The organism is Agromyces sp. Root81 (assembly GCF_001429165.1).
In the GTDB taxonomy this organism is placed as follows: Bacteria; Actinomycetota; Actinomycetes; order Actinomycetales; family Microbacteriaceae; genus Agromyces.
Map to the genome: position 1 here is coordinate 962,248 of NZ_LMIR01000001.1, position 19,515 is coordinate 981,762.

Annotated in this window: 14 protein-coding genes; 2 read left to right on the forward strand and 12 right to left on the reverse strand. The window is 69.8% G+C overall.

Annotated elements, in window-relative coordinates:
- Window positions 1-52: 52 nt before the first annotated feature.
- On the forward strand, window positions 53-646 hold the full coding sequence (locus tag ASE14_RS04625) for an RsmD family RNA methyltransferase (protein ID WP_056651774.1): 594 nt from the start codon (window positions 53-55) through the stop codon (window positions 644-646).
- Here the strand turns inward: ASE14_RS04625 and thiL are convergent.
- On the reverse strand, window positions 616-1,626 hold the full coding sequence (gene thiL / locus ASE14_RS04630; RefSeq protein WP_369816449.1) for a thiamine-phosphate kinase: 1,011 nt from the start codon (window positions 1,624-1,626) through the stop codon (window positions 616-618). The two genes, ASE14_RS04625 and thiL, sit on opposite strands and share 31 nt — an antisense overlap.
- 73 nt (window positions 1,627-1,699) lie before the next feature.
- Between thiL and ASE14_RS04635 the strand changes: the two genes are divergently transcribed.
- Window positions 1,700-2,215, forward strand: a complete 516-nt coding sequence (locus tag ASE14_RS04635; RefSeq protein ID WP_056651297.1) for a DUF3515 domain-containing protein — start codon at window positions 1,700-1,702, stop codon at window positions 2,213-2,215.
- 64 nt (window positions 2,216-2,279) lie between these two features.
- Here the strand turns inward: ASE14_RS04635 and ASE14_RS04640 are convergent, their stop codons facing one another.
- The 11 genes from ASE14_RS04640 to ASE14_RS04690 all read right to left on the reverse strand — a co-directional run bounded on the left by ASE14_RS04640 (window position 2,280) and on the right by ASE14_RS04690 (window position 19,469).
- On the reverse strand, window positions 2,280-3,386 hold the full coding sequence (locus ASE14_RS04640; protein WP_082600069.1) for a D-alanine--D-alanine ligase family protein: 1,107 nt from the start codon (window positions 3,384-3,386) through the stop codon (window positions 2,280-2,282).
- A complete protein-coding gene (locus tag ASE14_RS04645) occupies window positions 3,286-4,425 on the reverse strand; it encodes an NAD(P)H-dependent glycerol-3-phosphate dehydrogenase (protein ID WP_056651303.1) in 1,140 nt (379 codons plus the stop codon). The genes ASE14_RS04640 and ASE14_RS04645 overlap by 101 nt, the downstream gene beginning before the upstream one ends.
- Entirely contained in the window at window positions 4,415-5,158 is a 744-nt protein-coding gene (locus ASE14_RS04650) for a 1-acyl-sn-glycerol-3-phosphate acyltransferase (protein ID WP_056651306.1), read from the reverse strand. Before ASE14_RS04650 ends, ASE14_RS04645 begins: the two co-directional genes overlap by 11 nt.
- Window positions 5,159-5,198: 40 nt before the next feature.
- Window positions 5,199-6,569, reverse strand: coding sequence for a UDP-N-acetylglucosamine 1-carboxyvinyltransferase (gene murA / locus ASE14_RS04655; RefSeq protein WP_056651308.1), 1,371 nt, complete (start codon window positions 6,567-6,569; stop codon window positions 5,199-5,201).
- Window positions 6,566-7,186, reverse strand: coding sequence for a 3-isopropylmalate dehydratase small subunit (gene leuD / locus ASE14_RS04660; protein ID WP_056651311.1), 621 nt, complete (start codon window positions 7,184-7,186; stop codon window positions 6,566-6,568). The genes murA and leuD overlap by 4 nt, the downstream gene beginning before the upstream one ends.
- Before the next feature lie 2 nt (window positions 7,187-7,188).
- The gene (gene leuC, locus ASE14_RS04665) at window positions 7,189-8,652 is read right to left on the reverse strand and encodes a 3-isopropylmalate dehydratase large subunit (protein ID WP_056651314.1); all 1,464 of its coding nucleotides are present in this window, start codon (window positions 8,650-8,652) and stop codon (window positions 7,189-7,191) included.
- Window positions 8,653-8,815: 163 nt separating this feature from the next.
- Window positions 8,816-9,319: an FHA domain-containing protein gene (locus ASE14_RS04670; protein WP_056651317.1), complete on the reverse strand. Its 504-nt coding sequence runs from the start codon at window positions 9,317-9,319 to the stop codon at window positions 8,816-8,818.
- A 45-nt stretch (window positions 9,320-9,364) separates the two neighbouring features.
- Window positions 9,365-11,905 (reverse strand): transglutaminase family protein, encoded by a 2,541-nt coding sequence (locus tag ASE14_RS04675; RefSeq protein WP_082600074.1) that lies wholly within the window; start codon window positions 11,903-11,905, stop codon window positions 9,365-9,367.
- A complete protein-coding gene (locus ASE14_RS04680; protein ID WP_056651320.1) occupies window positions 11,902-13,218 on the reverse strand; it encodes a DUF58 domain-containing protein in 1,317 nt (438 codons plus the stop codon). The genes ASE14_RS04675 and ASE14_RS04680 overlap by 4 nt, the downstream gene beginning before the upstream one ends.
- Window positions 13,215-14,183 (reverse strand): MoxR family ATPase, encoded by a 969-nt coding sequence (locus ASE14_RS04685; RefSeq protein ID WP_200953263.1) that lies wholly within the window; start codon window positions 14,181-14,183, stop codon window positions 13,215-13,217. The genes ASE14_RS04680 and ASE14_RS04685 overlap by 4 nt, the downstream gene beginning before the upstream one ends.
- A 15-nt stretch (window positions 14,184-14,198) precedes the next feature.
- Window positions 14,199-19,469, reverse strand: coding sequence for an Ig-like domain-containing protein (locus ASE14_RS04690; RefSeq protein WP_056651322.1), 5,271 nt, complete (start codon window positions 19,467-19,469; stop codon window positions 14,199-14,201).
- Window positions 19,470-19,515: the final 46 nt, after the last annotated feature.

Below are 19,515 nucleotides of genomic sequence, written 5' to 3' on the forward strand. Positions count from 1 at the left end.
CATCCACGCATCATGGCAGCGCCCGGAGGTCGCCCGTTATGCTCGCCTGAGCATGACCCGCATCATCGCCGGATTCGCCGGCTCACTCACCCTTCGGGTGCCGCGCTCCGGCACCCGCCCGACGAGCGACCGCGTCCGGGAGGCGATCTTCTCCGCACTCGAGGCGCGGGACGCCCTCGACGGCGCCCGTGTGCTCGACCTGTACGCCGGATCGGGCGCACTCGGACTCGAGGCGGCGAGCCGCGGCGCCACCGACGTCGTGCTCGTCGAACGGGCCAAGCCGGCGGCCGATGTCTGCCGCGCCAACGCCGACGCGCTGCTGAAGGCGGCGAAGAGCGGGCCGCGACCGCACGTCCGGGTCGTCGTGCGCCCCGTCGCCGCCTATCTCGAGACCGCAGCCGCGGGCGTGGACGTCGCGTTCATCGACCCGCCGTACGACCTCGACGAGAGCGCGCTCGCCCGCGACCTCGAGCTGCTCGCGCCGCTCCTGGCCGCTGACGCCGTCGTCATGGTCGAGCGGAGCTCCCGCTCCCCCGAACCCGCGTGGCCGGCCGGCATCGAGCTCGAGCGTCGCCGCGACTACGGCGAGACGACGCTCTGGTGGGCGACCACGGCTCAGCCCGACCTGCCGTCCCAGCCCGAGTAGGGATCCCAGCCGGCCGAGCCGATCGCGACCCCGTCGACGGAGAGCGCCCCCGAGGCATCCGTCACGAGCCCGATGGCCTCGAACGGCTCAGGCAGCTGCGTGCCGGGCGGGAAGGTCGCGAGCAGGCCGTGGTCCTCGCCGCCGGACAGCGCGAGGCGCACGTCGGGGCCGAGCGCCGCGGCCGAGAAGTCGATGCCGACGCCGCTCGCCTGCGCGATGCGGCGGGCGTCCCTCGCGAGGCCGTCGGAGACGTCGAGCATCGACGTGGCGCCGGCGATCGCGGCGGCCGCGCCGGCCGCGACGGGCGGCGAGGGCGCCAGTTGGGCGCCGATGAGCTCGGGATGCCGGGCGCGCACGGCCTCGGCCGCAGCGGCATCGGGTTCGCCCGCGGCATCCGTCGCCTCGTCGAAGAGCAGCGCGAGGCCGCGGGCCGCGTCGCCGCGGGCACCGGCGTGCCCCACGACGTCGCCCGGGCGGGCGCCGCTGCGGGTCACGGGCGGCCGGCCCTCGAGGTCGCCGAACGCGGTCACCGCGATCGTCAGCACCGCGGAGGCCGTGAGGTCGCCGCCGACCACGCCGGCTCCAGGGGCGAGTGCGCGGAGTCCCTCACGGAGTCCGTCGGCGATGCCCTCGAGCACCACGGCGTCGAGCGACGGTGGGGCGGCGATCGCCACGACGAGCGCGGTCGGGCGGGCGCCCATGGCCGCGACATCCGTCAGGTTCGTGGCGGCCGCCTTCCAGCCGAGGTCGAACGGGGTCGACCAGGCGAGCCGGAAGTCGGGGCCGTGCACCATGAGGTCGGTGGTCACGACGAACCGCCCGTCGGCCGCGGCGACCACTGCGGCATCGTCGCCGGGGCCGAGGAGTGCGGCGTCGGCCGGGCGCAGCCGCGGCAGGATCCGCGCGAGCGCGGCGTCCTCGCCGAGGTCGCCGACGGTTCGGGGCAGGGCTGCGGGGTCAGCGCGCTCGGGCTCGTGCATGCCCATCACGCTAGCGTGCGCGTCAGTGGTGACGTCCAGCTGGGAGCGCGTCACTCGCGATAGCCTGAACGGGATGTCAGATTCACCCGCCTCCGCCCGGTCTCGCACGGGATTCCGCCTGTTCGCCTCCGCCGCCGCGGCCGCCTCGGTGCTCGTGTTCGCCGGTTGCAGCCCGATCGTGCCGGTCGAGACCGCGCCGCTTGCGAGCGACCCCGATTGCGCCGCCGTCGTCGTGCGGCTGCCCGACACGCTCGCCAAGGACACCGAGGCCGAACAGCAGAAGCGCGAGACCAACGCGCAGGGCACGGGCGCGTGGGGCGAACCGGCATCCGTCGTGCTGCGCTGCGGCGCCGAGCCCCCCGGCCCCACGACCGATCGCTGCGCCAGCGTCAACGGGGTCGACTGGATCGTCGACGAGTCGCAGAAGCCGAACTACCTGTTCACCACCTACGGGCGCACGCCGGCCGTCGAGGTGCTCGTCGACAACGACGTCGTCTCGGGCACGACCGTTCTCGCCGATCTCTCCCTCGCCGTCTCGGCCATCCCGGCCGAGGGCGGCTGCACAACGGTCGACTCGACGTTCGAGTGAGGCCGCTCGGCGGCGGCGGCGAGGCACCGACGCAGCCGCCGAGGCGCGGCGGTGCGCCCGTCGCTCAGCGGCTGCCGCGCGCGTGGCCGCCGTCGATGAGCTCCGCGATGAGGTCAGGATAGGCGAGCCCCGACGCCTGCCAGCACGTCGGGAACATCGAGATCGGGGTGAAGCCCGGCATCGTGTTGATCTCGTTCACGACGAACCCCTCGTCGGTCAGGAAGACGTCGACCCGGGCGAGCCCCTCTCCGCCGATGGCCTCGAAGGCCCGGCGCGCGATGCGCTGCAACTCGAAGAGCTCGCCGTCGCCCAGCTCGGCCGGGCAGATCAGCTCGACGCCGGGGGCGTCGAGGTACTTCGCCTCGAAGTCGTAGAACTCGCGGCCGCTGACGACCACTTCGCCGGCGACGCTCACCCGAACGTCGGTGCCGGCACCGCCGAGCACCCCGCACTCGATCTCGCGGCCGACGACGGCGGCCTCGACGAGCACGGTGCCGTCTTCGGCGAACGCGGTCTCGAGTGCGGCGTCGAGCTCCGACCAGTCGGACACTCTCGTGACGCCGACCGAGGAGCCGGCGCGTGCGGGCTTCACGAACACGGGCAGGCCGAGCGCCTTGGTGCGGCGCTCCCACAACTCGCGGTTCTCGTCGAGCGCGGCACGGGTCAGCGTCACCCACGGCGCCACCGCGATGCCGGCGCCCTCGAGCACGGTCTTCGTGAAGTGCTTGTCCATGCCGACCGACGAGGCGAGCACGCCGTTGCCGACGTACGGCAGGCCGAGGAGCTCGAACAGACCCTGGATCGTGCCGTCCTCGCCGAAACGACCGTGCAGGATCGGGAAGACCACGTCGACGTCGCCGAGCGAGCGTTCGCCCGAGCCGCCTGTTTCAGCGGACACCGTCGTCACTCGGAGCTCGCGGGATGACGCGCTCTCGGGCCAGCGCACCCGGCTGCCGTTGTCGGCGACCTCGGGCAGGTGCGCGGGGTCGAGGGCGAAGCGATCGGGGTCGTCGGACTCGAGCACGAACGCGCCGTCGTGGGTGATCCCGACGGGGATCACCTCGTACCGGCTACGGTCGATCGCCCGGAGCACCCCGCCCGCCGTAGCGCAGCTGATCGAATGCTCGCTGGAACGCCCTCCGAACAGCAGAACCACTCTGAGCTTGTCCATCGATCGTCCTTTCGCCCTGCGGCTCGTCATCGGTCGTGAGGTGGGGCGCGATGTCCTTCGGGTCGAGGGTGCCCGCGAGCACCTGCCGAACCTGTTCGACGATGGGCATGTCGACGCCCATCGCACGCGCCAGTTCGAGGATCGGCCCGACCGATGCGAGCCCCTCGGTGGTCTGCTGCATCTGATTGACGACGTCGTTCAGGTGGTAGCCCTGGCCGAGCAGTCGCCCGGCCGTGTTGTTGCGCGAGAGCGGTGATTGGCTCGTCGCGATCAGGTCGCCGAGGCCGGCGAGGCCCGCGAGGGTCTCGGGGTGGGCTCCGTAGGCGACCGCGAAGTCGGTCATCTCGACGAGACCCCGCGTGATGATCGAGGCCTTCGTGTTCTCGCCGTAGCCGACGCCGTCGACGATGCCGATCGCGACGGCGATCAGGTTCTTCAGCACGCCGCCGAACTCGGTGCCGATCACGTCGGTGTTCACGAAGGTGCGGAAGTAGCGGTTGCGGGCGACGGATGCCACGGCCTGGGCCGTCTCGAGGCTCGTCGACGACACGACGGCCGCCGTCGGCTGCTCCTTCGCGATCTCGAGCGCGAGGTTCGGCCCCGAGATCACCGCGATCTGCGCCTGGTCGATGCGCAGCACCTCGGCGATGACCTCGCTCATGCGCTTGCCGGTCGACTTCTCGACGCCCTTCATGAGCGAGACGACGGATGCCTGTGCGTGCAGGTGCGGCGCCATGATCGCGAGGTTGTCGCGCAGCGACTGGCTCGGCACCGAGATGTAGACCTGCTCGGCGCCCGCGAGCGCGAGGTCGAGACGGCTCGTCGCCCGGAGGCCGAGCGGCAGGTTCACGCCGGGGAGGTAGTCGCTGTTGCGCTTGGCCTCCTGGATCTCGCGTGCGAGTTCGGGTCTCCGGGCCCACAGCACGACGTCCGCGCCGCCGTCGGCGAGGATCTTCGCGAACGTCGTGCCCCAGCTGCCGGCACCGAGCACGGCGACCCGCTTGCCGGCCGACTTCTTGGCGGGAACTCTAGTCTTCAAGGCGACCCGTCTCCTTCTGACCGTGCTGCGTCGGATCCCAGCGGACGGCGGGGGCCGGTTCGCCACGCACCTCGGCGAGCAGGTCGGCGATCGCGTTCATGAGCTCGCCCGTCGCGGCCAGGAGGGTGCGCTGGTCGAGCGGCTTGCCCCGATAGGCGCTGAGGTCGAGCGGCTCGCCGACGATGACGTCGATGGTCTTGCGCGGGAAGGGGTGGATCTTCTTGCCGTAGCGCGGCATGAGCTCCTGCGTGCCCCAATGAGCCGCGGGGAAGATCGGGATGTCGCGTTCGAGCGCGATGCGCACGGCGCCCGTCTTGCCGCGCATCGGCCACAGGTCGGGGTCGCGCGTCAGCGACCCCTCGGGGTAGACGACGACCATGCGGCCCTTCTCGACGAGCTCCTCCGCCGCGCGAAGTGCCGCGTGGCTCTTGCTGCCCGCCCGCTCGACGGGGATCTGCCCGGAGGTGCGAAGGAGCCAGCCGAGCACCGGGTTCTTGAAGAGCGAGGCCTTCGCAAGGAACCGGGGTGCACGGCCGAGCTTCCAGACCCCCGCGCCGATCACGAGCGGATCGATCTCGCTGTAGTGGTTCGGCGCGAGCACGAATGCTCCCGACTGCGGCATCCGCTCCTGGTGGTGGAACCGGTAGCGGACCGCGAGGCTCAGCGGCGGGAGGGCGATGGCGGCGAGCAGCCAGAAGAACGAGGGTCGGCGGGTCTCCGAACGCTGCTTCATGGAGTTGGGCGAGGGCGTGTCGTCGTGTGGCACTCCCCCATTATCCTTCGAGTTCGAAGTCCGCCCCGAGGAGCTCCAGCTTCGTGATGAAGTTCTCGTATCCACGCGCGATGATCCCGACGTTCGAGACCGTCGAACGGCCGTCGGCCGTGAGCGCCGCGATGAGGTGGCTGAAGCCGCCGCGCAGATCGGGGACCTCGATGTCGGCGCCGGTCAGCTTCGTCGGTCCGGAGATGACGGCCGAGTGCTTGAAGTTGCGCTGTCCGAAGCGGCAGCTCGCCGGGCCGAGGCACTCCTTGTGCACCTCGATCGACGCGCCCATCTCGACGAGCGCATCGACGAAGCCGAAGCGCTGCTCGTAAACCGTCTCGTGCACGATCGACACGCCCTTGGCCTTGCTCAGGGCGACCACGAGCGGCTGCTGCCAGTCGGTCATGAAGCCGGGGTGCACGTCGGTCTCGATGATGACGGGCGAGAGCTCACCGCCGGGGTGGAAGAAGCGGATGCCGTCGTCCTCCACCTCGAAGTCGCCGCCGACCTTGCGGAAGACGTTGAGGAAGGTCAGCATCTCCGCCTGGCGTGCGCCGCCGACGAAGATGTCGCCGTCGGTCGCGAGGGCGGCAGCGGCCCAGCTCGCGGCCTCGTTGCGGTCGAAGAGCGCGCGGTGCGTGTAGCCGTCGAGCTTGTCGACGCCCTCGATGCGGATGACCCGATCGGTGTCGACCGTGATGATCGCACCCATCTTCTGCAGGATGTTGATGAGATCCATGATCTCGGGCTCGATGGCCGCGCCCGAGAGCTCGGTGATGCCGTCGGCGAGCACCGCGGTCAGCAGCACCTGCTCGGTCGCCCCGACACTCGGGTAGGGCAGCGCCACCTTCGCGCCGTGCAGTCCGCCGGGCGCGGACATGCGGATGCCGCTCGGCAGCTTCTCGATGATGGCGCCGAAGTTGCGCAGCACCTCGAGGTGGTAGTCGATCGGACGGTCGCCGATGCGGCACCCGCCGAGGTCGGGGATGAACGCCTCGCCGAGTCGGTGCAGCAGCGGGCCGCAGAACAGGATCGGGATCCGGCTCGAGCCGGCGTGCGCGTCGATGTCGGCCATGTGCGCGGTCTCGACGGCCGAAGGGTCGAGGATGAGCTCGCCCTCTTCGACGCCCTGAGTCACGCTCACGCCGTGCACCTCGAGGAGGCCGCGGACGATGCGGACATCGCTGATGTTCGGCACGTCCTTGAGCACGCTCGGGGTGTCGCCGAGGATGGCCGCGACCATCGCCTTCGTGACGAGGTTCTTCGCGCCCTTCAACTCGATGCGACCGCGAAGCGGCTTGCCACCGTTGATCGTGATCTTGTCGACGTTCAACCCGACTGCCGTTCCATGGTTCTTGGCATCCTGCCCGAGTGTGTTCACAGACTCCCTGATTCCGCCGGCTCCCGGATGGGGAGCGTCTTCGGCCGCCACGACTCTCGATGAGACTCGAACTCGGCTATTGCTGCTTCATCTCTGAGGGTGAGCCCGATGTCATCGAGCCCCTCGAGCAGCCTCCACCGAGTGTAGTCGTCGATCTCGAACGGCACCTTCAGCGACCCTACGGTCACTGTTCGCTCAACCAGATCGACCGTCACCGCTATTCCCGGGTCGGCCTCGACGACCTCCCAGAGCCGCTCGACGTCCTCGTAGGCGACCTGCGCTGCGAGCAGTCCCTGCTTGCCCGCGTTGCCGCGGAAGATGTCGCCGAATCGCGAGCTGATGACGACGTCGAAGCCGAAGTCGCGCAGCGCCCACACCGCGTGCTCTCGGCTCGAGCCAGTGCCGAAGTCGGGACCGGCGATGAGCACCTTCACGCCCTGGTGCTCCGGGCGATTCAGCACGAAGTCGGGATCCTGGCGCCAGGCGTGGAAGAGCGCGTCGTCGAATCCGGTCTTCGTGACGCGCTTCAGGAACACCGCGGGGATGATCTGGTCGGTGTCGACGTTCGAACGGCGCAGCGGTGCGGCCGTGCCCGTGACGGTGGTGATCTTCTCCATGATCAGTTCCCCTCCCCTTCGGTCTGCAGATCCCAGGGGCTCGACAGGGTCCCGCGGATGGCGGTGGCCGCAGCCACCAGCGGCGACACGAGGTGCGTGCGGCCGCCCTTGCCCTGGCGCCCCTCGAAGTTGCGGTTCGAGGTCGACGCGCAGCGCTCGCCCGGAGCGAGCTGGTCGGGATTCATGCCGAGGCACATCGAGCAGCCGGCGAAGCGCCACTCGGCGCCGAAGTCGGTGAAGACCTTGTCGAGCCCCTCGGCTTCGGCCTCGAGCCGCACTCGGGCCGAACCGGGCACGACCATGACGCGAACGCCGTCGGCCTTCTGCTTGCCCTTGATGATCGAGGCGAACGCGCGCAGGTCTTCGATGCGGCTGTTGGTGCACGAGCCCATGAAGACGGCGTCGACCGCGATCTCCTTCAGCGGCGTTCCCGGCTCGAGGGCCATGTATTCGAGCGCGCGCTCGGCGGCGGCACGCTCGTGCTGATCGTCGATCGTCGCGGGGTCGGGCACCGTCTCGGAGAGCGAGACGCCCTGGCCGGGGTTCGTGCCCCAGGTGACGAAGGGCTCGAGCGTGTCGGCGTCGATGAACACCTCGGCGTCGAACTGCGCACCCTCGTCGGTCGCGAGCGTGTCCCAGTAGGCGACGGCGGCGTCCCAGTCGGCACCCGCCGGGGCGTGGTCGCGACCGTCGAGGTACGCGTACGTCGTGGCATCCGGGGCCACCATGCCGGCCCGGGCGCCGGCCTCGATCGACATGTTGCAGATCGTCATGCGCCCGTCCATCGAGAGCGCACGGATGGCACTGCCGCGGTACTCGAGCACGTAGCCCTGGCCGCCGCCGGTGCCGATCTTCGCGATGACCGCGAGGATGATGTCCTTCGCGGTGACGCCGGGGCGCAGCGTGCCCTCGACGTTGATCGCCATCGTCTTGAACGGCTTCAGGGGCAGTGTCTGCGTGGCGAGCACGTGCTCGACCTCGCTCGTGCCGATGCCGAACGCCATCGCGCCGAACGCGCCGTGCGTCGACGTGTGCGAGTCGCCGCACACCACCGTGATGCCGGGCTGCGTCAGGCCGAGCTGCGGCCCGACGACGTGCACGATGCCCTGTTCCTTGTCGCCGAGCGAGTGCAGGCGGATACCGAACTCGGCGGCGTTGCGGCGCAGGGTCTCGATCTGCGTGCGGCTCGTCAGGTCGGCGATCGGCTTGTCGATGTCGAGCGTCGGTGTGTTGTGGTCTTCGGTCGCGATCGTCAGATCGGGCCTGCGCACGGGCCGGCCGGCCATGCGGAGGCCGTCGAAGGCCTGCGGGCTCGTGACCTCGTGCACGAGGTGCAGGTCGATGTAGATCAGGTCGGGGGTGCCGTCCTCGCCCTGCTTGACCAGGTGGGCGTTCCACACCTTCTCGGCCAGGGTACGCGGGCGTTCACCCGTTGCGACAGCGTTGTTCGTGGGTGCTGCGTTCATGCGTTCGTCTTCCTCAGGTCCAGGGGTCAGCCGACGACAGACTCCGCGGCGGGGAAGGCCTCAGAACGAAGCCCCGCCGCGGCAACGAAGGAGAAGACGTCGTCGTGCGCGCACAGCTTCAGGCTAACACTTCGAAAACACCCCACCCGCCAGATGACGCGACTCACACACGGTCGACGCGGACCGCGAACGAGCCCAGTTCGACGCGGTCGCCCGGCGCCAGCACGACCCGTTCACCCGGGGCGAGGTCGTGTTCGGCGCCCTGCGCACCTGTCACGAGCACCCCGTTCGTCGAGTGCAGGTCGGTGATCGACAGCTCGGCGCCTTCGAGGTCGATGATCGCGTGCGTCTTCGAGACGGATTTCGCGGGGTCGACGACCGGCACGAGAGCCGCGTGCGGCCGAACGGGCAATGGCGCGGGATCGCGGCCGAGCACGAGCGAGCCCCCGACCTGGAAGCGCTGACCGTCGTCCAGCGAGAGGATCCATGGGCCGTGCGGCGCGGCCTCCGCGGCAGGGACGACCGGCTGCGGCGGCGGTGCGGCCGGCGCAACCGGCCTGAAGGTCGGGAAGGCTGCGGGCGGCACTGCCGGCGCAGGCCGCGGCGGCGCCTCGACCGTGTCGGGGATCAACCCGGGAGGCGGAACGATGAACCCCTCGTGTTCCACGACACCACTCTAAACGAGGTCGACGCTCCGTTTCAGCCCCGAACGTCAGCCCGCCGCCGGAGCTCCGACCGTGCCATCGCCGTGGTCGGTCGCCGTCGCAGGCGCCGCCTTCGGAGTCTTGGCAGGCTTCGGCGGTTTCGTCGGCTTGGCCGGCTTCGCTCCCGAGATGTCGACCTTCGCCCAGTCCCGCTTCGAGCGGACGCGGAACCGGCTGAAGAAGCGGCGCAGGCGCCCGGACGCCGCGCGTACGAGTCCCACGGACTCGAGCGCCGCACTCCAGCTCTCCTCCACCACGACCTCGTCGACCTCGTGACCGCCGAAGACGGCCCGATCGGTCGCGTCGGCCAGGGGCATGATCCGGATGCCGCTCGCCGGAGCGTCCGCACGCACCACTCGCACCGGGCCGGTGTCGGTGTGCGGCGAGCGGACGTCGCCGAGCCCCTGCTCGTGCAACTGCTCCTCGAGTGCAGCTGCCACCTGTCGACGACTCCCGGTGCGGGGCACGTCGAAGCCGAGCTCGGCGAACTCGTCGGTCAGCTCGTCCCAGGCTCCGGCGACCCTGCGGTCCCCGGACCCACGGGTCCGTCGCCGCTTGCGCCGGCGGGCCTTGACGGCGGCGATCACGAGCATCGTGCCGAAGAGGAGGAGCAGCGGGATGCCGACGGCGCCCGCGGTGACCCAGGCCCACATCGGAATGACGAAGCCCTGGTCCTTCTTCTCGTCGTCGCTGTCGTCGATCTCGACGGCCGTGAGCAGGTCCTCGTCCTCGTTGTCGCTGCGCGGGGGCTGGCGAACCTGGGGCTGCGGTTCCGACTTCGGCTTGGGCGTCTGGTCCTGCGGGATGTCGGTCTCGTCGGGGGTGGGATGGAACGCGACCCATCCGACATCCTCGAACGCGACCTCGACCCAGGCGGTGACATCGTCGCCGACGACCTCGACGGACTCCTCGTCCTCGCCGATCTGGGGCGCGAAGCCCATCACGACTCGCGAGGGGTAGCCGAGGTACCTGGCCATCAGCGCCATCGCCGAGGCGTACTGCTCTTCGTCGCCGACCATCTGGCTCCGCGTGAACAGCTCGATCATGCGGTCGGCGCCGTGCCCGGCGCGCGAGGGCACCGAGTCGGACGCGAGTCCGTGGCTCAGGAAGCCCTGCGTCTTCAGCGCCGTCTCGATCGCACGCAGCTGCTCGATGGGCGTCTCCGCGCCACCGGTGAACTCCTGCGCCTTGGCCACGACGACGTCGGGCGTGTTCTCCACCGGAGCGAGGTCGACCTGCGCCGTCGGGGTGTCGATCAGGTCGTCGTCGTCGACGACCTTCTGCATCGTCGCGTCGATCGTGTAGCGGTAGCCTTCGCCGACGCCGCTCGTCAGCACCGCAGTGCCGGTCGAGGAGTTGTACCGGAGATCGCCCGCGTTGTCGGCACTCGTGCCGTCGTCGAAGGTCAGGCGGGTCGGGAACCCGACGCCGGGCAGCCAGACATCGTCGTAGCCGTCGATCTCGATCTCGGCCGTGCGTTCTCCGCCCGGACGCATGAGCGCGGGCAGGGGCAGCGTCTCCCCGACCAGGGAGAACCCGCCGTCCGACGACGCGATGTCGTCGGGGCCGGCGACGTTCCAGAGACGGCCGTCGTAGGAATCCATGCTCGCGAGGCGGATGGTGTCGCCCGGTTCGAGTCCGCTCGCCGTGAAGATCGTCGTCTCGGCCAGGTCCTTCGTGTATGAACGGAAGCCCGCGAGCGGGCTCGGGAAGGCGAGGGGATCGAACGGCGGCGTGATCTCCTCGCGGAGCACGAAGCGGTCGGGCTGCGTCGGGGCGAGTGCCGTGCCCGCGAGGGCGCCGACGAGCACCGCGCCGACGACGAGCATGCCCGTTCCGGCGAGCTTGCGTCGCTGGAGCCTCGCCGCGCCTTCGTCACTCGCCGCGGGTGCCGCGCTCCGACGCCAGCCGAGCCAGATCAGCGCGATCACGGCGAACGCGACACCGCGCACGCCCGCGAAATACGTCTCATCGGTGCCGAGGAGGATGCCGGAGAGGAACAGGAGCGCGGGGCCGATGAGCAGCACGCTCGCCCGCAGCGGCGTTCGCCGCACCGCGAGCCAGCGACTAGCGAGCATCGTGCCGACGAGCGCGACGAGCCAGGTCGCGAAGTACGGCACGACCGGGATGTAGTACGGCGCCTCGACCGGGGTCTGCAGCGTCACGATATCGGCCCAGCCCCAGACCGCGCCGAGCGCCAGGCCCGCGAGGGTCTCGAGGGTCGGCACGAATCCGGCGATCGACTGGGCCGGCATGGTGAGCACGCTGCCGAAGAGGAAGTAGCCGAGCAGCGCGGCGAGCACGTTCGTGACGACGCCGAGCCGCAGCATGTAGCCGAGTACCCCGAACGCGGTGCCGACGACGAGGCCGCCGATGCCGGCGACGAGGAAGTTGTAATCGCCGAACGAGGTCTCGTAGCCGATGACGCCGAGGAGCGACAGGATCGAGATGATCGCGACGTCGGGCCACGCCCGGACGGGGAACGGCCGGGTGACCGGCTGCGACGTGGGCGGGGCGGCCTCCGCCACGGGAGCGAGTGACTCGGTCATGGCCGCACCCTCCGCATCACCCGGGGCAGGTCGCCGATCTGGCCGATCGTGACGACGGTGAGGCCGGACACCTTCGCGATGCGCGATGGCGCGCCGAACTCCGCGCGGAACCCGATGGTCTGCGTGTCGAGGCCGAAGACGGTCTCGGCAGCGCGGAACTCGGCGAGCGGCACCTGCGATCCGCCGACGATCATCACGACGCTCGGCGCGGGCAGCCGCTTCGTCGAGTCGCGGGCGAAATCACGCAGGTTCGCGTGATCGCCGGAGGTCTCGACCAGTCGCGAGGTGTCGTCGAGCAGTGCCGTCGGGGTGGCGGTGGAGAGCAGCATCCGCTCGCTCACGATGCTCATGTTCGTGCCGTCGCGCACGACCTGCACGCCGATCGATGCGGTGATGGAGATCGCGAGCTCGAACTCGTCGTCGGAGGCGAAGGCCGCGCGATCGGTCGTGTGCACGATCGTGAGCTGCGAACGCCTGGTCTCCTCGAACTGGCGCACCATGAGCTGTCCGGTACGCGCGGACGTCCGCCAGTGCACGTTCCGCAGCGCGTCGCCCGGCTCGTAGGAGCGCAGGGCGTGGAAGGAGATGTCGTCGTTCGTGATGGTCTTCGTGACCTCGCCCTCGAGGTCGCGCACGAGACCGGAGGCGCTCGGCGCGAGCCGTGCGGTGACCGGGTGGACGAAGAGCTCGACCTCGTCGGTCCAGCGCACCGTGCGCCGCAGCAGGCCGAGCTGATCGCCGCGAACGGTGATCGCGGGGCCGGCGACGATGACCGCGCGCCGCTGCGTGGGAACGGCGAACAGCTCGTCGTGCTCGGCGCCCGGCGCGAGCACGGGAACGACGAACTCGGCGACGGCACCGCCGACCGGCAGCTCCATGCGGGACGGGATCGACGGCTTCGCAGCGACGTTCGTCACGACCATGCGGCCGAGCGCGCGCTCACCCGCGACGACCCGATGCGGGTTCAACTCGATCTGCACGCCGAAGTTGGCCCGGCCGAAGACGAACGCGACCGCGACGAGGAGCGCCGCCGCGAGCGTGGCGCCGACGTAGACGAACTCGACCCAGCCGAAGATGCGGCTGAGCGCGAACGCCATGATCGCTCCCGCGATGACGATCCAGCCGATCGGCGAGATCACGCTCGTCACGGGCGTCGCGAACCCGAACGCGCGGGTCAGCGCCTGGCCCGAGAGCCGGAGCATGTTCCGCACTCCCCCGACGACGGCGCGCCAGACACCCCGCAGGGCGATGGCTGCCTGCGAGGGCACGCGCGGCGGAGCATCCGCGCGTTCGGGCGCTGCGGTCTCGGTCATGCCGCGCGGTAGGCGGGCGGTTCGATGTCGACCAGCACTCGGCTCACGATGTCTTCGGCGGTGATGCCCGCGAAGTCCGACTCGGGGTCGACGATGATGCGGTGCGCGAGCACCGGCACCGCGAGTTCCCGCACGTCGTCGGGCGTCACGTAGGTGCGGCCCTGCGACAGCGCCCAGGTCTTGACGGCGCGTGCGAGCGCGAGCGCGCCGCGCATGCTGACGCCGAGGGTCGAGTCCTTGTGCGTGCGGGTCGCGGTCACGATGTGGTTGAGGTAGGCGAGCACGGATGCGTCGACGAACACCTCGGAGGCCAGCTGCGCCATCGCCGCCACCGAGCCGGGGGCGATGATCGGCGACACCTTCGACGCACGGGCGCGGTTCGAGGAGTCGAGCAGCAGGGCGACCGCGGTGTTGTGATCGGGGTAGCCGAGCGAGGTCTTGATCAGGAAGCGGTCGAGCTGCGCTTCGGGAAGCGTGTAGGTGCCCGCCTGCTCGACGGGGTTCTGCGTCGCGATGACCATGAACGGGCGGCCGACCTCATGGCTGACACCGTCGACTGTGACGCGCGCCTCCTCCATCACCTCGAGCAGCGCCGACTGGGTCTTCGGGCTCGCCCGGTTGATCTCGTCGGCGAGCACGATCGACGCGAAGATCGGGCCCTTGTGGAACTCGAAGACGCCCTTGCCCTGGTCGTAGATCGTCACGCCCGTGACATCGGACGGCAGCAGGTCGGGGGTGAACTGGATGCGCGAGTTCGAGCCGTCGAGGGTGTTGGCGAGCGCCTTCGCGAGCACCGTCTTGCCGGTGCCCGGCACGTCTTCGAGCAGCACGTGACCGTCGCTGAGGAGGGCCGTCACGACGAGCCTGATGACCTCTCGTTTGCCGAGGATCGCCTGGTCGACGTTGTCGACGAGCTTCGCGAAGGCGTCGGAGAACCAGTCCGCCTGTTCCTGTGTCACTGCCATGTCGGGTTCCTGTTCCTAGTTCCTGAAGTCCATGTGATTGCTCTCGACGCCGTCGACGGTGACCCACACGTTGCTGTAGCCGCAGTACCCGCCGCCGTTGTTCCAGTTGCCGCGGAACGAACCCCGCCCGTCGCCGCCCACCGAGATGGTCGTGCCACGGAAGAACCCGCCGTTGCAGTAGGTGTTCAGCGTGTAGGTGCCCGGGTTGAACCACGACACATCGACGTTGTAGTAGAAGCAGGTGCCGCCTTCGCAGCCCGGCAGGCCACCCGCGTCATCGCCCTTGGACAGTGTGACCTGCCGCGGCGGCTTGGAGGGCGTCGCGGAGCCCGAGTTCGTCCAAGCGCTGCAGCCTGCGGCGTTGCAGCCGCGAACGTGGATGGCGTACGTCGTGCCGACAGTGCCGTTGGCAGGAGCCGAGCGCGCTGTCGTCTCGCCGCTCCACGAACTGCCCTGGATGAAGCCCCACTCGTATCGGCTGATCGGACTGCCGTTCGCGGAGGACGCCGCCCAGCTCGCCGTCATGTCACCGGATCCGTTGGTGGACGCGGAGAGCGAGGCCGATGATGGCGCTGTCGGCTTGCCGAATGGAGTGATCGCGTTGCTCGCGGGAGACGGCGCGGAGGTGCCGATGCCGTTCGTGGCCGTCACCGTGAAGGTGTAGCTCGTGCCGTTGGAGAGGCCGCTGATCGTCTGATCGGTGCCAGCTGCGGACGGGACGAACGACTTGCTTCCGCCGTCCCAGCTCACGAGGTAGCCCTCGATCGGCGAGTTGTTGCTCGCCGGAGTGTTCCAGCGCACCGTCGCGGAGGCATCGCCCACCGTCGCCACCGGCTTGGCCGGCGCATCCGGTGGGGCGCGCACGATGACGGTCGCCCGGCCCTGCACCTCGCGACTCGGGTCCTTCGTGCCATCCTGCACTCGGTAGACGATGCTCAGCTCGCCCGTGAAGGTCGGCCCGGTCGTCACCGAGAGGTCGGTCTGCGTGAAGCTCACGCTCGCCGCCGAGCCGACCACCTGCTGGTCGATCTGCGCGTCGATGATCCGAAGCGGCGTGCCTTCGGCCGCGAAGGGGTTGATGTCGTTGGCGAGCACATCGATCTTCTTGGTCTGGGACCGCAGCATCTCCGTGGGCCCGTCGTCGCGCGCCTGCGCCTTCGGCCGGGATGAGGTCACGACCTCCACGTCGATCGATCCGGGGACCGAGAACTCCTTGTAGTCCACCGTGAAGGTCAGCGTCGTCTTCGTGCCGGGCTGCACGCCGAGCGGCGCACCGACCGTGAGCATCGAGCCGCTGATACCGGCCTGGAAGTCGGCGGTCTGGCCCTGCAGGCCGTTGTACGAGAGCTCCTGCAGCACCTTGTCGCTCGGGTGCCCGCTCGACTGCCGGAGGTCGACCTCCTGCGGCTTCTCACCGGCCTCCACCTTGATGCTGCGGGGAGTGAACGTGGGCGGCACGTCTTCGAAGTTCGGGTCGCCGACGGTGACCTGGATCGTGAGGAACGTCTTCTTGCCCTTGGGATCGTTCGCGCTCTCGCCGTCCGTCACCTCGAACGTGACACTCGCCTGGCCGCGGAAGTCCTTCGCCGGCTTGAACGTGAGCGTCGAGGCATCCGTCATCGGCGACGATCCGTCGCTGTTCGAGGCCGTCGCGGAGAGGATGCGCGCCGGCTTGCCGGACGGCACGATCACGATGTCGCCGACCTTCCACGTGATCGTTCCGTTCATGCGCACGATCTGCGGGCCGATATCTGCGAGGTACGGCGGAGGGAACGCCTTCTCGTCGTCCTTCTTCGCGTCGGGGTCGACCTTCGGCGGCACGACGATGAACGCCATCGCCGAGAGCTCGTCGACCTCGTTCGTGAGGCGGTAGGCGATCGCCTGCCGCTTCGACGTCGGCCGGACCTTCACGGTGCCGTCGGTCATCACCTCGGCGTTCTCCGCGTTCGGTCCCTCGAGCGTCACCACGAGGTCCTCGACGAGCCCGCCGGGGTTCTGGGCGTCCTTCAGCGGGTCGACCGTGACGGAGTTCTTGTCGGCCACCTGCTTGGGCTCGACGACCTGGTCGTTCGCCGTCGGCGGCTCGATCTTCGCATCCTTCGCGACGAGCACCTGGATGAATGCGCCATCGGCGCCGCCGTGCTTGTTCGTGATCTCGTACCGTACCGAGCTGCCACCCTCCGTGTCGGGGGCCTCGACGAGGACGCGGTTGTTCTTCACGCTCGCGACGAGCCCCTCGCCGACCTCGGGCAGCTTCTTCAGCACGCTGATCTTGTACCCGCTCGGGTCGGAGTCGTTCGCGAGCACGTCGATGGCCGCACGGCGGCCGGGTCGCAGCTCGACGACATCGTCGACGGCATTCGGAGGGAGCGCTTCGGTGGGTCGCGGAATCACGCCGATGCGGATCGTCCCGGTCGCCGTCTTGCCCGCCGTGTCGGCCACCTCGTAGGTGAACGACTCGGTGCCGGCAGCACCCGCGTGGGCCTCGTACCTGATGCTCGTGCTGCCGATGTCGACGATGCGACCGAGTGAGGGCGGGGTCGTGATGCCGACGAGGCTCACCGAGTCGCCGTCGGGGTCGATGCCATCGAGCGGCACGTCGATCTGCACCGCGGTGCCCTCGAAGGTGCGCGAGGTGAGCGGCATCGGCAGGGGCGGCCGGTTCGACTTCGCATCGGGGCCGAGGACCGTGAAGCGCACGGCTGCCGTCGCCGACTGCTCGAAGCCGTCGACGACTCGGTAGGCGACCGTGTACACGCCCGGTTCCTCCGGCGCCTGGTAGCGCACGGTGTCGTCGGCCACGAACACGAGGCCGCCCGCGCCCGAGGCGTCGGCGAGCTCCCGGTCGAGCATGAGCGTCGCCGCATCGGGGTGGTAATCGTTGTCGAGCACCGGGACGGTGACGATGTCGCCGGCGCGCACCGTCACCGCGTCGTCGACCGCGACGGGCGGCTGGTGCTTGACGAGCGGCGGCACCGGCACGACGGTCACCGTCGTGGTGGAGCTCGCGATTCCGTCGGAGACCACGTACTCGAACTGCAGCTGCTCGGTGAGCGCCTCCGAGGCGGTGATGCGCGTCACCGTGTTGTTCAGCACCTCGACCGAGAGCAGGTCACCGGATGCCTCGGTGTCGACGGTCTGCACGGCGAGCACGCGTCCGCTCGGCGAGACGTCGTTCGCGAGTACCGGCAGTGTCGTCGGCTCGCCGGGGCGGAGGTAGGCCGTGTCCTTCACCGCGATCGGCGGTGGAGCCTCCCCCGGAACCTCCTTGACGTCGACGCGGATGAGACCGACGCTCGTGGCCGCCCCGGCACCCAGGTTGTAGAGGAAGATGTGGCTGCCGACCTGATCGGAGCTGAAGGCGATCGCGCCGCGCTCGAGGTTCGGAGTGATCGCAGCCCCCGAGGGGGTGCCCGCGACGCCGAGCAGGGCCAACGGCTCGCCGGACGGGCTGAGGTCGTTGACGAGCGGCTGGATGAGGGCGGTCTCGCCGACGAAGACCTCGGCGAAGTCGGGAGTTCCGACGGGGTTCAGCGCTCCCGGCTCCTTGACGTCGACGGTGAGCACACCGGCGGACGAGACGATTCCGTCTGAGACGACGAACTGCACCTCTTTCGTGCCGAGCTCGCCGGTCTTGTGCTCGAAGGTGACGAAGCCGTCGGGAGCGAAGCGCACCGAGTCGCCGCTCGTCGGCGAGGCGCTCACGAGGAAGACGTCGTCGCCGTCGGGGTCGAGCCAGTCGCTGAGCACGTTGTAGCCCATCGACTTGCCCTGTTCGACGCTGATCGCGCCGGCGCGGAGCGCGACCGGAGCGTTGTTCTCGCCAGGGGGACGGATCGTCACGTCGACGCTCGCCTGGGCGACGCCGAGGCGTCCGTCGTCGGCGGTGTACTGGAACGACACCGTGCCCGCAGCACCCGGAGCCGGCGTGAACTGCAACGCTCGGCCGCCGTCGATGACCTCGAGCCGACCGGACTGCTCGGCGATCTCGCTGACGTTCGTGACCGTCAGCACGTCGCCGTCGGGGTCGGTGTCGTTCTCGAGCACCTCGAGCAGTGTGGTGCGACCGGGTCGCACGCCGAAGGCGTCGGCGCGCGCCGTGGGCGGCCGGTTGGCCTCGCTTCGCTCGGCGAGCGTGTCTTCGAAGGTCTGCTGGGAGGCCTTCTCGTCGCCCTCTTCGGCGTCGGTCTCGTCGGGCGGGGTCACCTCGTCCCAGTTGTCGACGAGCCGCAGGTTCGAGTCGACGAGCCAGACATTGCCGTTCGACAGGTTGTTCAGCGCGATGACGCTCCGATTCACCCGGAACTCGAGTCGGGAGCCCGCCGTGACCTGCTCGATCGTCTGCACGTCGGGCTTCTGCCCGTCGCACACGTTCAGGTAGCGACCGGCGCCGGCCCAGGCGCCGTGTGCGCAGCCGTCGAGCCAGACCGGGCTCGCCACGTCATCCGCGGTCGCGGGAACCCCGACATCGGCCGAGATCGACTCGACATCGCCGCCGGAGAGGGGCGCGCGCAGCAGGCCGTCACCCGTTGCGAGCAGCACCGAGTCGCTCTCGGCGCCCACCTGCTGGATCTTCAACGCGGTCTCGTCGAGCTCTCGCGCCGAACCGTCGATGATGAGGGCGTTCTGCTCGGTGTCGAGGACGACGGGTTCGTCGCCCACGACCGAGAGCTGATGCGTGGAGATGGCGGGCAGCTCGGTCGGCTCGGCCTTCGCGCCGGGCGATGCGATCCTGACGAGCTGGTCTTCTTTTGCCGAACTCGCGTAGACGACGCCGTCCTTCGACACGGCCACGTGCGAGCCTTCGCCGAGACGCGCGGCGGGCTCGGTGTCGGCCGGGTTCAACTGCAGCTCGCCGGCGGCATCGGTCACCCAGAGTTCGCCCCTCGGCGACAGGATCGCGAGCGTCTCTCCACCGTGTGCCACCTCGGACCCGGGAGGTGCGGCGACGCCCTGGCCGAGCGTCGTGAACGCAGGGTCGATGCGCTCGATGGAGCCGAGGCTCTCGTCGTACAGGAAGACGTCTTCGCCGTCCTGCAGCACGTCGAACGCGTTCGACGCCGTGTTCACCGCGGCGTCGAGCTCTTCGATCTGCCGGTTGAGGCGGCCTGCGAGGAGGTCCTTGCCGTTGGTGACCCAGACCTCGCGTGCTGCGAGGTCGACGTCGGTGACGGGAAAGCCCTGATGGAGCACGGCGAAGGTGAGCGGGACGCCTGCGAGCAGGGTGATCGCGACGGTGGAGGCTGCGGCTTTCCGCGCGCGCACCCACGACGTGAAGGTACCCAAGAGGTCACTCTCCTGCTCTGCTCGACACTGGATCGGCGCTGAGCCC